We start from the raw sequence: 20,673 nt of genomic DNA, 5'->3' as shown, positions 1-20,673 counted from the left end.
AAAAACCGGCATCCTTTCGGATGCCGGTTACGTTTCTATGCCCTCTGTGCCGCGATTTGAATGCGACGCATCAGATTATGATTTAGTAAACCTCTGCCCACTCTTCGATGTTGCTCGGATCGAACTTGAACGGCTGTCCAAGGATAACCTCAGAAGCACCGTCAGCGTTTGCGGTAATCTCATACGGATTGCCGTCGTTCAGATCTCCTGCGGAGAAGGTGTCGCCTACAGCGCCGGTCATGGAGCCGTTAACCAGAGCTACGGATGCATATGCTGCCAGAGCGCCGAGGTCAATCGGGTTCCACAGGAACATGTACGGGCAGGAATGAGAATCATCGTCACCGATGTACTCTTTCATCTCAGACGGGAGTCCAAGTCCGGTAAGCTTTACCGAAGACTTCTGGTCCTGAAGAACCTTTGCTGCTGCAGCGATACCTACGGTTGTCGGGGAGCAGATAACCTTCAGATCCGGATATTTGGTCAGAAGAGCCTGTGTCTGGTCTGTGGACTTCTGAGCCTCATCATCGCCGTATGCGATCTCGTCAAGCTTCAGATCCGCATATTTGTCATCGGACTCAGCGATCTCTTTCATCGCGTCGATCCATGCGTTCTGGTTCGTAGCCTGGGAGGTAGCGGAAAGAATCGCGTACTCGCCGGATCCGCCGGAGATATCATAAACCGCGTCCATAAGAGCCTGCGCGATTTCCTTAACGCCGGCCTGGTTGCAGAATACAGAACGATAATCAGCGTCAACATCGGAGTCGAGGGTGCATACCTTGATTCCAGCGTCAGATGCCTGCTTCAGTGCCGCGTCAAGAGCGCTTGCGTCATTTGCCGCAACCGCGATGGAGCTTACGCCCTGTGAAATCAGAGACTGAATCACTGTGATCTGCGCATCAGCAGTGGCACTATCCGGATAAGATACGATGATCTGGTCATCAGAGCATCCCAGTGCCTTCAGTGCATCCTGGAATCCGGAAGCCTCTCTCTCGTTGAACGGGTTTCCTGCTGACTTCGGAACGAGTGCATAGGTGCCGGATACATCACCGACTCCGCCGGCTGCCCCGGATGTGGAGGCAACAGCCTCAGCACTGCCGGAGGAAGCAGCTGTGCTGCTTGCGGATGAAGTGCCTGCCGCAGATGATGTGCTTGCCGAGGAAGCAGAACTGCTTGAGGATGACTTGCTGCTGGTGGAAGTAGATGTGCTGCTTCCGCATCCCGCTAACAGTCCGGCTGCCATAGCGGCCGTCAGTACTACGCTAACTACCTGTTTTTTCATTGTTAAACCCTCCTGAATCATTCTGGTCTCATCGACCATTTGCTGTTTCCGGTCTCGCTGACCGGTTACCCCCATCAGAAACCTTCTGTGATTTCTGACTGTAGATTAAGTGTAACATCACCATTTTTTTCGTGAAATGGTAATATTTTTAGAAAAAAGGTACAATCTAACGATGCAGACTCCTTGAAATCGCAAACAGACCGCCTGTCGCAAAGCACCCGTATGAGACTTGTGCTGGAGCCCGCGAAAATAATCTGCCTTTGTGGCAGCCTGTCACGAAGCCCCGTATGAAACCGTCCTGTTGGTCCATATCATTCGGGCGCGGCTCCGGAGCTTGTCGCGAAGCGCGCATATGGGACCCGATACGATTCTCATTTCGCCGCAATCGTTTTTCTTTTGTTCTTTACCGACTGATTAATTCCCGGAACAAGGGCGGACACAATCAGCAGGATACCGATGATGACCAGAATCGTCTGGCCGCTCATGTTCAGCTGTCCGAGGGCGATACGGAGACATACGATAGTGAATCCCGCAATCGTCGCGCCGACGAGATTTCCCTTGCCTCCGGTGGTGGCGATGCCGCCGAATACGCACATTGCGATTACGTCCATCTCAAAGCCCTGTCCGGTTGTGGTATTGGCTCCGAAGGAGGTCGCAAGGAGGAACAGCGCACAGATACCTGCCATGGTACCTACCAGTGTAAAGCAGATCTGACGGATCTTCTGAACCGGAATTCCCGCGTACAGAGCCGCCGTGCGGTTGGATCCGACCGCGTACATCTTCCGTCCGAATGTTGTCCTGGACAGGATGAAGATAAAGATGACCGCCGTGATGATAATAAGGAAGAAGGCAATCGGGAACGGCCCGACCATGCCTCCGATTTTTGAGAATCCCATCGGATCTGACAGGGATACCGATCCGCCGCTGCCCATGGATACCTCAGCGATTCCGCGGAAGATGATCTGGGTGCCGAGCGTGATGATCATGGTCGGCAGCTCCTGGAAATGTGTCGCGATCACTCCGTTCAGGCTGCCGCAGAGGAATCCGACGCCGATGCAGACGATGATCTGCACGATCAGAGGCGCTCCCGCGCGGTTTGCGAAGCAGGCCATCGTTCCGGCCAGACACACGATGGCTCCGACGGAAATATCGATTTCAGCGATGACAAGGATGAATCCCATCGCGTACATCATAAACAGTTCCGACAGATATTTCGGCATCTCACGGAGAACATTGGAAAAAGTAAAGCTCTTGGAGACAATCGATCCGAAAATCAATACTGCGATAAAAATAACGATCAGGCCACTCTCCCAGCTTAAGACTTTGCTCTTAATACTGGTCTTCGGGGTGGCATCTATGGTTCTTCCTGATTTTCCTGCCATGATTACATCTCCCTTCTTTCCAGTGCGGCTCTGTCCATCGTGCGCTGTGTCAGTACGTTAATGAGAACAACGGCCAGTACCACGACACCCTTGATCAGGTTCTGCCAGATGGAATCCAGGCCGACCAGCGGAAGTGCCTTTGCGAGCACCGCGTAGAACAGGGCTCCGAGGAAGGTTCCCACGACTGACCCGCGGCCGCCGTTCATGGATGTGCCGCCGATGACGCAGGCCGCGATAACATCCATTTCTTTTCCGTACTGCATGTTCGGCTGTGCGGAAGCATAGATGGATACCGAGAGGGCACCGGCAATTCCTGCCAGAAGACCCATCATCGTGTAGACCTGAATCAGAACGCGGTCTACATTAATACCGGACACCCGCGCGGCATCGGCATTGGAGCCGACCGCATAGATGCGGCGCCCAAAGGTCGTCCATTTCATGACGACGAAGAAGATAACATAGGCGATAATCAGAACAATGTACGGGCCGACCGATCCATCCTTTCCGAACTCGGCGAATTTTGCCACGTCCGCTCCGGATGCCCACTGGTTGTTGGATACCACATAAGCGAGTCCGCGCCAGATATACATGAAGCCCATCGTACAGATAATCGGTGCCAGATGTCCCTTTGAAATGATCAGTCCGTTCAGGAAACCACAGGCAATGCCGATCAGTGCGGCCAGCAGGAACAGAACGAATGTATTGGTGAATCCCGCTCTCTTCTGCAGCATTCCGATGATCATTCCGGTGAAGGCAAGCGTTGAAGTAATCGAGATATCGATGCCGGCGGTAAGCATGACACACAGCATACCGAGCGCCATCAGCATGGTCAGCGCATTATTTCGGAAGATCTGTCCGATGTTCGTCGGCGTCAGGAATGTGCCCCGGCTGAGAATCTGAACAATAACCAGCATCACAATGAGGATCAGCAGCAGGCTGACTTCACGGGAACCGGTGATGATTTTCCATAATGATTTTTTCTGATTCATTATTTAACTGCCTCCTTCCCGGTAGTCCTGCTGTTTTCCATGGAGAGTTCCAGAAGGCTTTCCTGAGAAGCCTCATTGATATCCAGGCATCCGGTAATCCGTCCCTTGCACATCGTGTAGATCCGGTCGCTCATACCCAGAATCTCCGCCATCTCGGAGGAGATCAGAAGAATCGCATATCCCTTCTTCGCCAGATCTCCCATGATGCTGTAAATCTCTGCCTTCGCGCCGACATCCACGCCCTTGGTCGGCTCATCCATGATCAGCACCTTCATATTATCCTGAACAAGTGCCTTCGCAACCACGACCTTCTGCTGATTTCCGCCGGACAGGCTGCTGCCCGGATCAAAGATCGTCACTGCCTTTGTATCAACCTCTTCCAGGTACTTCTTCGCGAGCTCCCGCTCCTTCGATTCGTTCTTTACCTTGAACGGTCCCTTTGCAAGCTCATCCTGCACTGGAAGAATGACGTTGTCCCCAAGCCCCCAGCTGAGGATCAGACCCTGTTTCTGGCGATCCTCCGGGAGAAGGACGATTCCTTCCTTCATCGCATCCGCAGGATTCTTGATATGGACCTCTTTTCCATTGACAAATACCTTGCCGGCATCCGGCTTTGTGATGCCGCATACCGCTTCCATGGTCTCTGTACGTCCCGCGCCGACCAGACCGGTCAGTCCCACAATCTCTCCGGCATGAATATTCAGAGATACATCCTTGAAATATCCCGTACGGCTCATTCCCTCAATGCGGAATACCTCGTCACCGATTTTTACCTCCGGCTTCGGATACATATCAGAAATCTCACGTCCGACCATCGCCTTGATCAGATCCGCCTCGGTGATCTTGTCTACATCATAGGTTCCGATGTACTGGGAATCACGGAATACGGTAACTCTTGAAGCGAGACGGTACATGTCCTCCATGCGGTGCGAGATGAAGATAATGGAAACTCCTTCTTCTCTGAGCTGGTCCACGATCCGGTACAGCTTCTCGGACTCGTTCGCAGTCAGTGCCGCCGTCGGCTCATCGAGAATGATGATCTTGGCGTTTGTGGAAAGTGCCTTGGCAATCTCAACCATCTGCTGCTGAGCTACCGAAAGCGTGCCCATCTCATCGCTCGGCTTAAAATCTGCATCGAGACGGTCGAGAAGCCTTTTCGCCTCCTGATTCATCTGCCTCCACTGGATCATCCCGTGCTTGATAAATTCATGACCGATAAAAATGTTCTCAGTAACACTCAGCGTCGGGTAAGTCGTCGGATGCTGATAAACAGCAGCAATACCCGCCGACAAAGCATCCTTCGGTCCTTTGAAATGTACCTCCTTGCCGTTCAGGTACATGTGGCCCTCTTCTGCCGCGTGAACACCTGTGATAACCTTGATGAACGTAGATTTGCCCGCTCCGTTCTCTCCCATCAGAGCATGTACTTCTCCGCGGCGCAGCTGAAACTGCACGTTATTCAGCGCTTTCACACCGGGGAAAATCTTGGTAATACCTTTAAGTTCCAGAATCAAATCCTCTGACACGCTCTTGTCCTCCTTTCCATATGAAAGAAGTATAGCATCGGACCAGTGTACGCTTTAAGAGGAATTTTTTATGGAATCGGGTAATATTTTTTCCGAATCTGATTCATTCCGTGCTATCATATGTTTGTATATTGTTGATTTAAACGAAAACACGAACAAAAAACCACACTCTTGCGTTTTTCAGGGAGGTATCACCATTAAACTTCTGATTGTAGACGACGAAAATCTGACCCGCACGGGACTGACCTCCTCCATCGACTGGATCCGGCTCGGCATCGACGAGGTCTATGTCGCCGGAGACGGTCTGGAGGGGCTCCATCAGGCCTCAATTCACAAACCGGAAATCATCCTGAGTGATGTGCGGATGCCCCGGATGTCCGGAATTGAAATGATGGAACGAATTCATACGCTCATGCCGGACACGGTCTTCATTTTCATGAGCGGTTATACCGACAAGGAATATCTGAAGGCAGCCATTCGCCTTCAGGCTGTGAATTATGTGGAAAAACCGCTGGATATCAGCGAGGTGGAAGAGACGGTCAGGGCCTCCATCGAGCGCTATCACATCATTGAGCAGACCAAAAACGCTGAGAGCATCACAGATTCCATTTCCGCCGCCCATCTGGCGCTCTGCCTGACGATGCCATACCCTTCTTCGCGCAAATCCGTGGAGGATCTGAGCCGGAAGTACTGTATGCGCTACGGGTCTGTTGATCTCTTTCACGCGGCCTTTACCGTCCTTCTGCAGACAGACGAACAGGTTGACCTGAGTCCCGATTTTTTCTCCCGTCTTCAGAGACTGCTCCATGATTTCGCGCGGCAGCTTCATCTTCATGTGATCGCCGCCGAGAAGAAGCCGAACCTGTTCGTCTTCCATCTGTTCCGTAAAAACTCATTCACCCAGAATACGGTCCGGACGGTCACAGATTTCCTCTCCTGCCATATCGAAACGGACAACTGGTATCTGTCTGCCGGACAGATCGTAGGCGGAATTCAGAAGCTTTACAATTCCTACAGTTCCGCCGCCATCCGTCTCCAGAGCAGTTTCTTCTATAATAATAGGACCGTTCTCTGCAGCGATCCGGAATCAGTTTTCCCCTCCCGGGAAAACCCGGAGACAATCTACGAGGAGCTGACCACGGCTCTGAGGAATCCCTCCCGCGTCACTCTGGAGGAACTCATGGATAAGCTGTACCAGGCAATCTACGAAAATCCCTCCCTGATCCGGGGAAATATCCAGACCCTGTACTACCGGCTTCTTGATGCTGTCTTCACACAGAGAAGGCAGCGCCAGCTCCCGGGCTCCGGCACCCAGAACAGCTTTGACAACACCCTGGATTCCCTCAACCGCTGTTTTTCATATCCGGAACTCCACGACATGCTGAAGAAGACCATCAACGATTTTCTGAACGATGTGGAGAACTATGTGCCGATGAATTCCTCGGTCTATCTGATCAAGGAATATATCAGCCGCCACTACAGCAACCCGATGCTTTCCACAAAGGAAATCAGCGGGTATGCGTCTCTGTCCGCATCCTACGCATGCACAGTGTTCAAGAACGAGACCGGGCAGACCCTCAACCAGTATCTTACGGAATTCCGTCTGGAGAGGGCGAAGGAGCTTCTCGCAGATCCCCGGAACAATATATCCGACATTGCCACGCGCGTCGGATATAACGACAGCAACTACTTTGGAAAGGCTTTCAAGAAATATTCCGGTCAGTCCCCATCTGAGTACCGGGAGAGCAGGTGTTCCCTTTGAAGAAAGAGCGCAAAAAAAATACCAGATTTTCTCATCTCTACGGAGATCTGAAAATCCAGTACAAATTATTTCTGACGATTATGCTTGCGGTGGCGATTCCGATGATCGTCGCGGGGATTTTTTTCTCCACGAGGCTGTATCAGCTGATCACCTCCGACACTCTCCGTCAGGAGCAGATTGAGACCGCCGCGTCCGCCCCTCTGCTTCAGCAGCGGATACGCAGCGTCATTGATGTCTACGATCAGATCAAAACCAACCGGTTCTACACCAGTGTATTTTCAGAGACGATCGATACCTCTGTCCCGGATGCCCTGACCTCGGAGGATGCCGCCGCCTTCTCGAGCGGTCTCTCCAGATATCTCTCTTCAAACGGTGTGTCGGCAATCCGGATCTATGTCGATCTCCCGAAGGACAGCCGCGTTTTCTCTGCGGGAAACAGTGTCTTCGCCTCTATGCACGACATAACGGCAACCTACTGGTACGGAATTTTCTACAGCACACACCCATCGGAGCTGTTCTGCCCACCGCTGTACCTTGGTGTCTCTGAGAAAAACGACCTGGGAGACTGCGCCTATATTCACCCGGCCTCTGTCAGGGATTCTTCCGGAACCATTACAAAGTGCTATGTTGCCTGCTATTTCCACTCCGATACCCTCCGGAAGATTCTGAGCGGGCATCCGACACCGGAGGGAGGCGTCTCCTATATCACAAATGAAAGAGACGCCATGGTCACAACCACGAATTCCAGGCTTTCCGGCATCTATTATATGAATTACAGCAGCATCCAGAATAATCTGATGAGTTCAAATGGGTTCCTGGAAAAAAAGGTTCTCGGCGAGACAGTCTATGTCTCATACTATTATCTTCCCGCGGCGGACTGGTTTCTGGTGAACATCACGCCATCCGCACCTCTCCGCCGGACGACCATGATGTACTGGCTGAAGCTTGTCACAATCTGGTCCGCGACTGCCGTCATCGCTATTTTTCTCGCCTACTTCCTGTCCCGCTCCTTCACGGACCGGATCAGTGCCGTCAGCCGGCAGATGAGCCGGGTTAAGAACGGGCTGCCAGTCCCTATGAATTCTCCGACCGAGAATGACGAAATCGGTGACCTGGTCGACTCCTACAACTACATGGCAAGGCAGATCAACAATCTGATGGAGAAACAGCAGAAGCAGTCCGAGGAACTCCGGATCGCCGAGTTCCGCTCTCTGCAGGCGCAGATCAATCCACATTTTCTGTACAACACCATGGAAATGATCAACTGGATGGCGCAGCAGGGCCGCACAAAGGAAATCAATCAGGCTGTCCGCGATCTTTCCAGATTTTACCGCCTTACGCTCAGCCGCAAGGATTCCATCGGCATCCTGGAGGAGGAGATCGAACATGCTTCGATCTATGTGCGCCTTCAGAACATGCGCTTCGACAACGGCATCGACTTCGTCGTGGACGTGCCGGATTCCATGATGGAAAATCGGATTCCCCGGCTGACCCTTCAGCCGATTGTCGAGAACAGCATCCTGCACGGCATTCTCGAAAAGGAAAGCCGGAAGGGAACGATCGTACTGACCGGATGGATCGAAAACGGAACCCTGATTCTGCTCCTCTCGGATGACGGCATCGGCATCCCGCCGGAGAAGATCGGTGATCTGCTCACTGGAAAAATACAATCCTCCGGTAAGGGAAACCAGATCGCCATCTTCAACACACACCGCCGTCTGCAGATTCTCTACGGCGAGGACTACGGCCTCCGCTATTCCAGTACTCTGGGCCAGGGAACCGAGGTTGAAATCCGGATCCCCGCATACACCGACCCGGATCAGCTGCCTCCCAAGACCGGAAAAAGCTGATCTGTAGTTTTTAAATGCTCCTGCCTGTACCACACCTGGCAGACTCACTATTTATCTGCTTTAATCCATTAAAGCCAGGTAACGCGACATAATTTACGATCTCCCTGAAACCCGGAACCGCCCGGAGGCGACGGCCTCCACCACCGTTTCAAAAAAAACTTCCGGGCCGACCGCCGATGACGTCCGTATCTGCCGCTTCAGAATCCGGATCTCCGGATTCTCTCCGGCTCCCTGACGGCGCGCATCCTCCGCCGCCAGCTTTCTTGCGGTTTTCTCCGCATATTTCTCCGCATCCTCATAATGTTCAAATTTATGTTTTCCCTTACCATCGGTCACCGAGAACCCGTCTGGAACCGCGCCCTGATAATCCGCCTTCACATGAATGCTGACTCTCGCGGAAACCTTTCCGGCAATCGCCCCAAGCGCATTCGCAACGCCGGCGAAAGGATGAATGACTGCTCTCGTCCCGAGATATTCTGCAACGGCCGGAAGAAAGATATGCACCGGCGCGCCGACACCGATGATCGGCAGGTCCGTATGAATTCTCATTCCCGCCCAGTCCTCTGCGTCGCCTTTCCTCGCTTCCTCAAACGACCAGTCGATCAGCCTCTTCACCCCGTCCTGCTCCAGGTAACGCCGCTGCCCCGGATGCTGCTGTGCCATCAGAATCTCCACGATTCTGCGGTACATCTTCTTCTCTACCAGGCGATATACCTCGTCCGCCACGGCCTCCTCCGGCCTCGTCTCTGCAGACTTTCCGGTCTCAGCTGTCTTTCTGACATCCGCTGCCTCCTCCGGCCCCGTCTCTACAAGCTTTCCCGTCTCCGCTGACTTTTTTTCATCTCCTGCATCAGCGCCGTGATCCCGCACCGGATATGCGGTCTTCCCGTGCCCTGACATTCGATAATATTCCGGATCCGTATTCTGGATGAGGAAACGCACTGCCTCGCGAACCGCTCTTGCAGAATCTTCTCCGTACAGATCGATGTCCCCCTTCAGAACCATCATATCCGTCGGGGTCAGGCCGCTGCGCATGATCACGCCTTCCGCCTCAAGCCGCTCCGTTCCCGGCTTGTACACGCTTTCTCCGGCAGCTTCCGCAAAATCCTCCAGGATCAGCGGTCCGTTCCGCAGAGCCTCGCAGATGCGGATCTCCTCCGGCGTATACCGGTCCCGAAGATCCGGATCAGCCAGAATATTATTCTGCAGCACCAGAAATTCATGAAGCATCCGCGTGTGTTTTTTGCCGGATTCCGCCAGCGCCTGAAGCCTGTGGATGATCTGCTCCTTCTGTGCCGGAAACATCTGCACCAGAGCTGAAAGCGGTATCACCCGCTCCTTCCCAAGGAGAATGCGGCCGTTTTCAAACAAAACCTCGCTGTCTCCCCCGAGCAGAGTTGTATCAACATACAGCCCCTTGACCGTGGTCCGCCACTGCCCGATCGATATTCCCTGATCCGCCAGCACAGGCTCTCCTTCACGGATCAGCGCAATATCCGTCGTTGTACCGCCCATGTCCACGAGAATCCCGTCCGGCTCTCCCGAGATCACACTCCCGCCGACCGCACTCGCAGCCGGTCCTGACAGCAGCGTTTCCACCGGTCTCTCACACGCGACGGCCTCTGCCATCTGATTTCCATTTCCCGCGACAATCGCGATCGGCATCTTCAGGTTCCGTTCCGCCAGCGCCTTGCGGACAGCATCTAAGAAATCTGTAATGATCGGTATCAGTCGTGCATTCAGAAGTGTACCTGCGCCTCTTCGCAGCACATCCACATCATGGAACATATTCCATGCTGTCGTAACCTGAAATCCCTCTTTCTTCAGGATTTTTTCCGCTTCCTGCTCAAATCGTCCGCCGTTTGCGTCCGGATAGATCTGCGTGATTCCCACCGCCCGGCAGCCCCGGAACCACTCCGGTCCCTTCTCCTTCAGTTCCTCCCAGTCCGGATCCTCCGGTTTCTCAAATAAATGCTCCGGCTTCCCATCAATGAAGACCAGCTCCTTCAGATCCCGGAATCCGTAGGATCCATATACCTGGTCCAGATTGCTCATCGATTCCGGATTCATGCCAATCATCAGGCACTTCGCCCTTCCTCCCTTATTCTCCAGACAGGCATTTGTCGCGAGCGTCGTGGAAAGCGCCAGAAGCTCTGCCTGGTGGATATAGCTCTGATCCATGCTGTCCAATGCCTTGAGAATGCACACCTCCAGATGGTCCTTCGTCGTCGACGTCTTCCCCGATCCGAGCACCTTCCCGTTTTCCATGTCATATACAACGATATCCGTATAGGTTCCGCCGGTATCAATTCCTATTCCGATCATATTATAAAAAATTCCTTCTCCGTGTTTCACACGGCCTCATTCGTCTTCAACCGCGCGCTCGAACTCCAGCTTGTCTACAAAAACGTCCTGAAAGCTGCTCTCTGAGGCAAGCTCAATAAACTCAGTTTCCTCTGACAGCCTGCAGGCATACTCAAACTCTCCCCGGTTCACCGCCGCAAGCTTTGCGCCCTCTCCGGCGGCATTCCCCACCGCCGTGATTCTGTCCCGCAGCTCATAGGGTATCATTCCGATCTCACAGGCACTCCCGGAATCCATATAGTTTCCGAAGGCTCCCGCAAGAAAAACGTGCCGGATCTCTCCGATCCTCTTTCCCAGTTTTTCCGTCAGAATCTGTATTCCTGCCGCAATCGCTCCCTTGGCCAGCTGAACCTCCCTCACGTCCTTCTGTGTCAGATAGATCTCTTCGCCGTCTGCGCTGTCCTCGCCTCTGACGAGCAGAAAAGCAGGCTGTCCATGAACCGTAATCAGCCTGTCCTTCAGCCTGCATGCCAGAGGATCCTCCAGGTCCTCCGGATCACGAAAAGCGCCGTAATTATTGATAAAGCCATGGCGGATCAGAAAGGCAAGCGCGTCGATCAGACCGGAACCACAGATGCCGACAGGCTTCACATCTCCGACGACCTCCAGAGAAAAACCATCGTCCGACTCCCGCAGATGGCTTACTGCACCGTCTGCTCCCCGCATGCCGCACTCAATTTTCGCGCCTTCAAAGGCAGGTCCGGCAGCCGTAGAGGTCGTAAGCATTTTTTTCTGATCTCCCAGAACCATCTCTCCATTGGTCCCGATATCCACCATCAGAGTCAGCTCCTCCAGCCGGTCAAAGGCCGCCGATACCATACAGCCAATCGTATCCGCTCCGACAAATCCCGCAATATTCGGAAGAAGAAGGACAACTCCCTGTTTCTCATGAATGCTGTCCGCGCGCCTCATGTCCCGGCTGATCAGGAAACGCTTCCCGCTGTCTTCATTCGCTGAAAGCTCATTCTCAAGCTCAAATACCGGGATTTCCACAGCCTTTTCCCCCATTGAACAGCGGGGTCCGAACTTCAGTCCCGTTTCCTCCGCCGTCAGAATCATTCCCTTCCGCACTGCCGGAATATAGGGAGCGTGCACCAGACTGTCCGGAGATATTCCGAGAAAGAGATGATGCATGCAGGTATTTCCAACCACAGCCGCCTGCAGAATATCCTCTGCCTGAACTCCCGCGCTTCCCGCCGCCTCACGGATCAGATCGTTCATGGCTTTCACAATGCATGTCCTCAGCTCCCGACTCCCCTCTTCTCCATGTTCCAGCACATAATTCGCTCTGGAGATCACATCAGCGCCAAAGGCATGCTGCGGATTCATCCGGCTGGCAACGGAAAGCGTCCGTCCGGTATGTCCGTCCAGAAGGTATCCTACAACCGTCGTCGTGCCGATATCAAATGCCATCAGGAAAAACGGAATATCGGATTCTTCTCTCCCTGCGGTTTTTTCCTCTGCCTGATCCTTCCCCGGAAAAACTCCCGGCTCCACCGGTACCTTCCTGGTCAGTCCCTCGGACAGTATTTTCCGGACCTTTTCCTGATACATCGTATCTACCGTCATGCTGCTGTCGATCCGGGTCTGACATGCCAGAACCACTCCGGTTCTCTTTCCCTTCAGGATATCCACTCTGCATTTTCCGCACTTGCCGCAGCCGCCGCAGGGCGCGTCCGGCTCCAGACCCGCCATTCTCTCCGCCTCCAGAATGGTCATTCCCGCATCGGCCTCTATTTCCCTGTTCTGCGGCCGAAAACATATTCTGTATTTTTCTGCCATCAACCATCACCTCTTATAAAAAAATCTGCCGGTATCCCCCGGCCAGCCTGCTTGTACGGATCCTTACAGATCTTTACAGATCTTAATATCTGACACAACGAGATAAAACACGCTGCGCGAGTTTTATCTCGCTATCGCGACGCTCGCCGCACACGAATACTTCGCATTCGGCTGCGGCTCACTGTTTGCGTAAAAAAAGCCGGCGCATACAAGCTTCCCCATGCGCCGGCCCCATATACCTGTTCTTATGAAATTATTCTGCGCCAACCAGCTTCTTCGCAAGCTCAGCAGCCGATGCAGCATCCTCGGAATATCCGTCTGCGCCGATCTCGTCCGCGAATTCCTGCGTAATCGGAGCACCGCCGACCATAACCTTGATGTTGCTGCGGAACGGAGCACCGTTAAGTGCGGCAACAGTATCTCTCAGCGATGGCATTGTGGTTGTCAGCAGGGCAGACAGCGCAACAATCTTTGTATCCGGATTCTCATTGACTGCCTCGATGATCTTGTCGATCTGCACGTCAACACCCAGATCAATTACTGTAAATCCGGCGGACTCGATCATCATCGCAACAAGGTTCTTGCCGATGTCATGAAGGTCGCCGGCTACCGTAGCAATGATGACCTTACCGAGCTTTCCTGCCGCTCCTGTTGCAAGATGCGGTTTCAGAACCTCTACGCCTGCCTTCATTGCTTTTGCAGCTACCAGCATCTCCGGAACGAAGATCTCATTGTTCTTGAACTTCTCTCCGACGATACCCATGGTATCGATCATACCCTTCTGCAGAATGTCGTTCGGATCAATTCCCTCATCCAGAGCAGCCTGAACTGCAGCCGGAACCTTCTTGGAACGTCCATGCTCAACCAGATTAGCAACTTCTTCAATACTTCCCATTGTAAAATCCTCCGCTTTTAAATAATTTATTTATATTCATTCCGCAATCACAGATCCCCTTTTCCGCAAGAATGTCTGTGAAATGAATATCATTTTGTGGTGCCCCTCCTGAGGGCATGTGCGTGTAATCCGTTTCTTATGGCAGTTTTTCCAACATTTCTGCCGCCTGTACATCCTCTTGAGGCAATATGCGTTTAACCCGTTTCTTATGCCTTCGGCTTCGGTCCGTACAGTCCGTCACGGAATCCTTCAATATACTCCATGCAGTACTCATCGTTGCCGAGAAGCGCCTCGGTTGCGAAGATAACTCCCAGAAGATCCCGGTTCGTCGGATCGAAGATCGCGCTGTCAAGTCCTGCCTTCATGGCCAGAACCGTAAATCCGATATTGACAAGCTTTCTTGCCGGGAGATTGAAGGAAATATTACTTACAGCGCCGGTAATATGAATGCTCGGATACTCGCTGCGAATCGTCTGCATAACGCTCTCCACCATACCGATTCCATCCTCGGATGTGCAAAGCATCTCGATCAGCGGATCGATATGGATGCGGCTTGGAGCAATGTTGTATTTCTTCGCCTCATCCATGATATGATGGAAGACTCTGAGTCTGTCATCCGCCGTCTTGGGAATTCCTGTATCATCACTGCACAGTGCGATAACTTCCCATTTCGTATCGGCAATCGCCGGGAAGAGAATGTCAATCTTGTCGCCTTCTCCGGAAACGGAATTGATGATTCCGGGCTTCTTGCAGTATGGGAATATCTCCTTCAGGACTCTGGGGCTCGGACTGTCAACCGCAATCGGAACATCCGTAACTTCCTGAATGCAGTCGATCATCCATTTCAGTGTCTCTACCTCCTCCGCTTCCGGAACGGACGCGCAGCAGTCAATATAATCTGCTCTCGCATTCGCCTGAATCAGCGCACGGCGCTTGATTTCATCTGCGTCACGATTCTTGATCGCTTCCGCGACTGCGGGAATCGATCCGTTGATCTTCTCTCCGATAATTATCATTGTAATACCCTCCTAAATATGCTGTCCAATCATCGCGTGTTCCTTTCCGCCAGAGCGCGCAGATGAGTATAGATTTAGTATAGCATTCTATTGTTCAATGTATACAATGAATTAAAAATACGCGTAAAAATTTATGCTATATTGTCGGCGTTTTTTGTAAGCCTTTGCACAACTTCATGCGTTTTATCTCATTATCTCCGGTTTTTCCGTCATTCTGACGCTGTATCTTTTCCACATGTACGGAGTTCCCCACATGTACGAAGAACCCTCTCAAAATTCATACTGCCTCCGAACAGATCCAGAGCGCTTCCAATCGTCACATTGATACGATCCTTTCCCTCCTGTTTCAACCAGCGAAGATCCTCAAAGCTTCCCACGCCCCCCGCATAGGTAATGGGAAAAATCCTTTTCGTTCCATCTCCATGCGGATTCGGAATACCCCCGGAAATTTTCTCCGATGCCTTCGCAAGAATATCCACCAGCTCCCGTTCGACTCCCATCGCCCTGCCCTCGACATCCGCCGCATGAATCAGGAACTCATCGCAGTTCTTTGCAAATTCGCAAAGAGAATCAATGGTCACTTCCACGTCCGTAAATTTCTGCCAGCGGTCCGTCACGATATAATACCTGCCGTCCTTTTTCCGGCAGCTGAGATCCAGGACAAGATGTTCCTTTCCCGCGGCAGACACCAGTCGTCCGAGCCGGTCCATGGAAACATTTCCGTCACGAAAGACATAGGATGTAACGATGACATGACTCGCTCCCTTTTCCAGAAAACAAGCCGCATTTTCGGCATTGACACCGCCTCCGATCTGCAGTCCTCCCGGCCATGCCGCGAGCGCGGCCTCCGCCTGTCTCAGTGTCGCCTGGTAGTACTCTGAGGACGGCGGGTTCAGCAGAATAATGTGCCCGTTCCGAAGTCCGTACTGCCGGTACAGTCTCGCGTAGAATGCGGCATCCTGTTCGGATACAAAATTCTCCGCGGCGAAATCCCCCGCATCCTTCAGCGTCCCTCCTACAATCTGCTTCACTTTTCCATTGTGTATGTCGATGCACGGCCGAAATTCCATGAGAATACTTCCTTTCCTGTCACTGTAGTTTTGTTGATGACCCCCTGAGACAATGTCGTTTTTCGGCTTAACCTCTGAGACATTTTAGCTTTGCGGCTGAGCCCCCTCAGACATTTTAGCTTTGCGGCTGAGCCCCCTTCAGACCGATATGCCGTCACCCTTCTATTTTCTGTACCTTCAAAATCCGCCGGGCAGTTACTGTCCACATGAAATATCCGTTTTGCCTTGTCAAACCTAACTCCTTCATAATATAATGCAATCATGATCCAGAAACGTTCTTCGCCGGATTTCCGGAAGGAATTTTTCACAAATCAACTTATTCAAATTACAGAAGGGATGGTAATAGCTATGCAAAAGTATGAATGTGGTCCTTGTGGATATGTATATGATCCTGCAGAAGGAGATCCGGATAACGGAATCGCTCCCGGAACAGCATTTGAGGATCTCCCCGATGACTGGGTATGCCCGATCTGCGGCGCCGGCAAGGAGGACTTCTCCCCGGTTGACTGATATCGCTCCGGCGAACCAGTCAGATATATATCATGACATTGGAAAAGCCATTTCAGGTCTTGTCCGGATCTCCGGACACCTGAGACGGCTTCTTTTTTTATGTATAAGCTCTTCGAAAACGCAGACAGGCTCGTCACACGAAAAGCGTGTGTAAGAGACTGAATGCGATTTCGAAGGCAACAGGTATGAGCACGTAGTGACGCGCAAGCGGCACGGAAGTGCGAGTACCTGTTGGATTGCGAGAGTGCGAAGCACGGAGCAATCCGTAGCTTATACATATCACGGTCTGAACAGCTCTTCGAAAACGCAGACAGGCTCGTCACACGAAAAGCGTGTGTAAGAGACTGTATGCGATTTCGAAGGCAACAGGTATGAGGATGAAGCGCGAACGCGCGAAATCCGAATACCTGTTGGATTGCGAGAGTGCGAAGCACGGAGCAATCCGTAGCTTATACATATCACGGTCTGAACAACTCTTCGAAAACGCAAACAGGCTCGTCACACGCAAAGCGTGTGTAAGAGACTGTATGCGAATAGTCTTACTCAGGCGGCGATATAGCTCAGGAACTGATACGAATTCTTCTTGAAAAGCGCATCCGCATCATCTGTAGCTACCGCCTTTGCCTTCCCGCTCGTTTTATCATAAATCCAGATATTATACTCGTCATACCCGATCACATAATATACACTGCTGTCCGAAACCCTTGCGAGCACCGGATAACCCTTTGAAAGCTGATAGTACAGCTCCTCACGCGTACATCCCGACAGATTCAGCACAGTATATCCGGACCCGAGCAGATTTCCAAGCGCGTCCGAATCATAGGCAAGCTCCAGGAACCCCTCCGGAATCGTCGCGGTATCAATCGTATAGGAAGACGGCCAGTCTCCTCTCACCCACACATATCTCTGTGCGCTGTCGAGCACCAGTCCCGACACACCATCCGCCGCCGCGATTGCCCGGTTTACGCTGCTGTATATTCCCTGCAGCGTTCCAAACCCATATACAGAATACAGGTTCTGATCCGTCTCCGGCCACTCCAGAATGGTCTCGGCCCCCGCTTTTGTATAGAGAATCTCCGCACTCTTCTGTGTGATTTTTTCAGCGGAACCATTTCCGAGAGTGAGCACCTTCTCCTGCCCTGTGCGGCTGTCGGTCGTTGTGCTGATTCCTACGCCTGTGTCTTCCTGTCCATTCTTTACGATGCGGTCCGTTCCCGCATCCCGGTAGGTACCGTCGGACAATGCAGACAGCCTGAGTGCGAGTGCGTCATGCTCCTCTGACACCGCGGTGACATACTGATTCTCCTTCTGGTAATCCTTCTTGACCGTTCCGTTGATGTCCTCAATGACAAGACGATACATTCCACATGTAATTGTGCCGTCACTTCCGGTAATCACATCCTCATCCTTAACCAGCCCGTACACATAATCATTGTCCACAAAGCCGCAGGAAACAATGGCCTCCCCATCCGGCGCCGGGATCTGCAGTGACTTTCCACTCTCCAGATCGAGCATTGTCGCCGTCTTCGAGCCGCCTGTATTGTCACTGTCAAGCCATGCGACCACCTGCTGCGAATCCGACGACGCGAATCCGCTTCTGTCAATCGTATCCTGCACCACATCGTACGACCCGTCCGCAAGATTAATCTTGCACAGCTCCGTCCCCAGAAACAGATACAGTTCATCCTTGCTGCTCACATAGGAAAGCCGGGAAATATTTCGTTCCAGCACATCGTAGCTCTGATTCAGAGGAATAAACATCCTCTCCTCTGAAATATCCGTGTTCGCCGAATACGTAAATACGGCGGCCCCCATCCGTCCCTCATGCGCTCCGGACGGCATATAGCCGTACAGCACAAAAGTGACGTCCCCGTTTTCCGACACATTTTCTATTGCGAAGTCATGCTGCTCATTTTCCGTGCGGTCATCAAAAGTATAGCTCCCGTTTGCTTTTTCACGGAAGGAAAAAAGACAGCTCAACGCTCCGGTTTCCGTATTATACGACCAGAGATCACCGTTTTCCGCAAAAACAGCAATATTTCCCGTCTCACTGGACGCATAGGATATGCTGCTGTCCTGAACGCCGAGCAAAAGCCCGCTGTCTGTCAGAACCGGAAGGCTGCTGTCGAAGATCAGCGCTGCCGTCCTCTTGAAGTTCAGCAGTGAGATATTTGTCGTGCCGTCCGCGTATTTCATGCGGTAGAAATCTTTTACCTTATAGTACTCCGTCTCACCCTCGCTGTCCTTCGAACTGATGATGTAATCCGCTTCCATGCTGACCGTAGTCGTATTGCACTCGCAGATTACCGGCACAGCCTCCGTTACCATAGACGGCGAGAGGTCTCCCCAGGTAACGGTATCCGTATCGGATGTAATATCCACATCCGTAAAATCTCCTGAGGTACCGCTGTCGTCTGTTTCCAGATAGCCCGCAAGTGTGTCCTGATTACTCTTGTCCAGACACATTGTCCCAAAATCACTGACAAATTTCAGATAGCCGCTGAAATCAATGCCGCTGCCCTGCACAAGTCTTGTGTAATACCGGACATCATCACCGCTCTTCAGCTTCAGATCGATGCAGAGCATATATTCCTGGCCTGACCGGAGGTTCGAATTTGCCGTAAAAGAAGCAGTGACCGAACCATCCTCTCCAGTCTTCTGATCCGTGATTTCTCCGTTCTCCACCAGACTCTCATCCGCGATGGACGAAATCTCATAACTTACTCCCGTTATCTCCGATTCCTTCGGATCTATACGGAACGACAGTTTCTTCGAAGATGGAAGCGGAGTGACCGAGTCCCTCTCCGAAGTTTCCTGCAGATTCCCGCGCACCCCGAACATCTCGTTCACATCCGTCCCGTCAATCTCCATGAAGACGACCGGAAGCGTCGGCCCCGTCGCCTCCTCTGTATTCTCCGGCTCCTGCCTGCGGTTGATCTGCAGCGAAAACATAATCACGCCCGCCACGAAAATCACCAGCAGTATTAAAAAAACACGAATAGCTTTCTTCATAAATCCTGCGATGCTCCCCTGAATTTCATTTTTTTACATATATCGCATACGACAGCAGATCAGATCTCCTCCAGCCGATTCTCCCCAAAGTTCTTGAAATTCTCCCCCTCCGGCAGTGCCCGGATCTCTGTCCGGGCTTTGCTCCACGGATCGGTAAAGATCAGACGGAACGCACACAGAGCCGGAAAATTTCCATGCTCTCCCCATCGTTTTTTTGTGTGTTCCACCTCCCGGAAGCTCTCAACACCGTATTTCCGGTCTCCCACGATCGGCATTCCCGCGTGAGAAAGCTGCAGCCGGATCTGATGATGCCTGCCCGTGCCAAGATCAATCTCCAGCAGTGCCTTCTTCGTGCCGGACTCATAAACGTCAGCCGGGCTCTCCGGTGCCCCCTTTCTTGTCCCGGGATCATCACCGGCATGATCAGTTCCGTCCTTCCCGGAGAACCGCTCCTGCCCGTGACTTTCGCCACTCCGGGATGCCATACTTCTTCCGCAGTCCAACTCCTGCCCGCGATTTGTTCCTGCCTGAGTCGCCACGGAAATCTTCAGAATTCTGTACTTCAGAACTGCCCTCTGCGCCCCCGGTACACTCTCTCCGACAATCTCGGACCGGTTGCTTCTGCCGTCGAAGAGCATGAAATCTGAAAGCTGATGCCATTGCCCGTCAAGCGGCCCGATCCCGTCATCTATTCCGATGTCACCGGCCGGATCCATCCCCTCATCCATTACAATGTCGCTGTCCGGGCAGGTCCTGTCATCTGTCCCGGCCTCTCCAGCCATATCGATCCTGCCGGAAGAGCCCCTCCCCTTCGTCAGGTATACAACCGCCAGATACTCCTTGCGGATCTCGTGATTTCTCAGCATCTCCGAGAGCTTCGCCGCAGCCTTCGGATTTTTCGCAAAGAGAACGATCCCTTCCACAGGCTGGTCGAGACGATTGATCACCGCCAGATACGGAGCCCGGGACGGCCGTGTCTTCCCCTGTATGCGTCTCTCCTTGCGCTGTCTGGCCGCAAGCTCATTCAGAAGCTCATTCATCAGATCCATCTGTCCCAGTTTCCCCGACTGCGTCGCCATGCCGGCAGGTTTTCTTACCGCTATATAATTTTCCGTTTCTCTGAGAATTCTGATCATCCGGTACCTCTGCCCCGCCGTCTCAGTCGTCCGATCCTGAGTCTCATCCGCTTCCGTTAACAAAATCTGCGCTTTGATTGCTTCATCCATCAGAACCTGC

At 52.5% G+C, this 20,673-nt stretch carries 15 protein-coding genes; 3 read left to right on the top strand and 12 right to left on the bottom strand.

Annotated elements, in window-relative coordinates:
- Window positions 1-82 precede the first annotated feature (82 nt).
- The 4 genes from ACTQ1O_RS08375 to ACTQ1O_RS08360 form a co-directional block, all read right to left on the bottom strand.
- Window positions 83-1,279 (bottom strand): substrate-binding domain-containing protein, encoded by a 1,197-nt coding sequence (locus ACTQ1O_RS08375; protein ID WP_441475750.1) that lies wholly within the window; start codon window positions 1,277-1,279, stop codon window positions 83-85.
- 371 nt (window positions 1,280-1,650) lie between these two features.
- Window positions 1,651-2,661, bottom strand: coding sequence for an ABC transporter permease (locus tag ACTQ1O_RS08370; RefSeq protein ID WP_441486885.1), 1,011 nt, complete (start codon window positions 2,659-2,661; stop codon window positions 1,651-1,653).
- Between the two features lie 2 nt (window positions 2,662-2,663).
- A complete protein-coding gene (locus ACTQ1O_RS08365; RefSeq protein WP_441486884.1) occupies window positions 2,664-3,650 on the bottom strand; it encodes an ABC transporter permease in 987 nt (328 codons plus the stop codon).
- Window positions 3,650-5,176 carry a sugar ABC transporter ATP-binding protein gene (locus ACTQ1O_RS08360; RefSeq protein WP_441486883.1) on the bottom strand — a complete coding sequence of 509 codons (1,527 nt, stop codon included), beginning with the start codon at window positions 5,174-5,176 and terminating at the stop codon, window positions 3,650-3,652. Before ACTQ1O_RS08360 ends, ACTQ1O_RS08365 begins: the two co-directional genes overlap by 1 nt.
- A 70-nt stretch (window positions 5,177-5,246) precedes the next feature.
- On the opposite strand from ACTQ1O_RS08360, the gene ACTQ1O_RS08355 reads away from it, so the two are divergent.
- Together ACTQ1O_RS08355 and ACTQ1O_RS08350 are read left to right on the top strand one after the other, a co-directional pair.
- A complete protein-coding gene (locus ACTQ1O_RS08355; RefSeq protein ID WP_441486882.1) occupies window positions 5,247-6,938 on the top strand; it encodes a response regulator transcription factor in 1,692 nt (563 codons plus the stop codon).
- Window positions 6,935-8,788: a sensor histidine kinase gene (locus ACTQ1O_RS08350; protein ID WP_441486881.1), complete on the top strand. Its 1,854-nt coding sequence runs from the start codon at window positions 6,935-6,937 to the stop codon at window positions 8,786-8,788. The genes ACTQ1O_RS08355 and ACTQ1O_RS08350 overlap by 4 nt, the downstream gene beginning before the upstream one ends.
- Window positions 8,789-8,881: 93 nt before the next feature.
- On the opposite strand, the gene ACTQ1O_RS08345 is transcribed toward ACTQ1O_RS08350, so the two are convergent.
- The 6 genes from ACTQ1O_RS08345 to ACTQ1O_RS08320 form a co-directional block, all read right to left on the bottom strand.
- Window positions 8,882-11,113, bottom strand: coding sequence for a hydantoinase/oxoprolinase family protein (locus tag ACTQ1O_RS08345; RefSeq protein ID WP_441486880.1), 2,232 nt, complete (start codon window positions 11,111-11,113; stop codon window positions 8,882-8,884).
- A 36-nt stretch (window positions 11,114-11,149) separates the two neighbouring features.
- Window positions 11,150-12,934: an ASKHA domain-containing protein gene (locus ACTQ1O_RS08340; protein WP_441486879.1), complete on the bottom strand. Its 1,785-nt coding sequence runs from the start codon at window positions 12,932-12,934 to the stop codon at window positions 11,150-11,152.
- Between the two features lie 253 nt (window positions 12,935-13,187).
- Window positions 13,188-13,829 carry a corrinoid protein gene (locus ACTQ1O_RS08335; RefSeq protein ID WP_441475743.1) on the bottom strand — a complete coding sequence of 214 codons (642 nt, stop codon included), beginning with the start codon at window positions 13,827-13,829 and terminating at the stop codon, window positions 13,188-13,190.
- 206 nt (window positions 13,830-14,035) lie between these two features.
- Complete coding sequence (locus tag ACTQ1O_RS08330; RefSeq protein ID WP_441099635.1) at window positions 14,036-14,845, bottom strand: methyltetrahydrofolate cobalamin methyltransferase; 810 nt, start codon at window positions 14,843-14,845, stop codon at window positions 14,036-14,038.
- Window positions 14,846-15,054: 209 nt separating this feature from the next.
- A complete protein-coding gene (hisA, locus tag ACTQ1O_RS08325; protein ID WP_441486878.1) occupies window positions 15,055-15,915 on the bottom strand; it encodes a phosphoribosylformimino-5-aminoimidazole carboxamide ribotide isomerase in 861 nt (286 codons plus the stop codon).
- Window positions 15,873-16,178, bottom strand: coding sequence for a hypothetical protein (locus ACTQ1O_RS08320; RefSeq protein ID WP_441486877.1), 306 nt, complete (start codon window positions 16,176-16,178; stop codon window positions 15,873-15,875). Before ACTQ1O_RS08320 ends, hisA begins: the two co-directional genes overlap by 43 nt.
- 85 nt (window positions 16,179-16,263) lie before the next feature.
- On the opposite strand from ACTQ1O_RS08320, the gene rd reads away from it, so the two are divergent.
- Window positions 16,264-16,425, top strand: a complete 162-nt coding sequence (gene rd, locus ACTQ1O_RS08315; RefSeq protein WP_441099633.1) for a rubredoxin — start codon at window positions 16,264-16,266, stop codon at window positions 16,423-16,425.
- 543 nt (window positions 16,426-16,968) lie between these two features.
- On the opposite strand, the gene ACTQ1O_RS08310 is transcribed toward rd, so the two are convergent.
- Both ACTQ1O_RS08310 and ACTQ1O_RS08305 read right to left on the bottom strand, forming a co-directional pair.
- Window positions 16,969-19,437, bottom strand: a complete 2,469-nt coding sequence (locus ACTQ1O_RS08310; protein ID WP_441486876.1) for a hypothetical protein — start codon at window positions 19,435-19,437, stop codon at window positions 16,969-16,971.
- A 59-nt stretch (window positions 19,438-19,496) separates the two neighbouring features.
- Entirely contained in the window at window positions 19,497-20,663 is a 1,167-nt protein-coding gene (locus ACTQ1O_RS08305; RefSeq protein ID WP_441486875.1) for a pseudouridine synthase, read from the bottom strand.
- Window positions 20,664-20,673 lie beyond the last annotated feature (10 nt).

Source organism: Bilifractor sp. LCP21S3_A7 (genome assembly GCF_052118825.1).
Lineage (GTDB): Bacteria > Bacillota > Clostridia > Lachnospirales > Lachnospiraceae > Bilifractor.
This window is presented reverse-complemented; position numbering and strand designations above follow the sequence as displayed.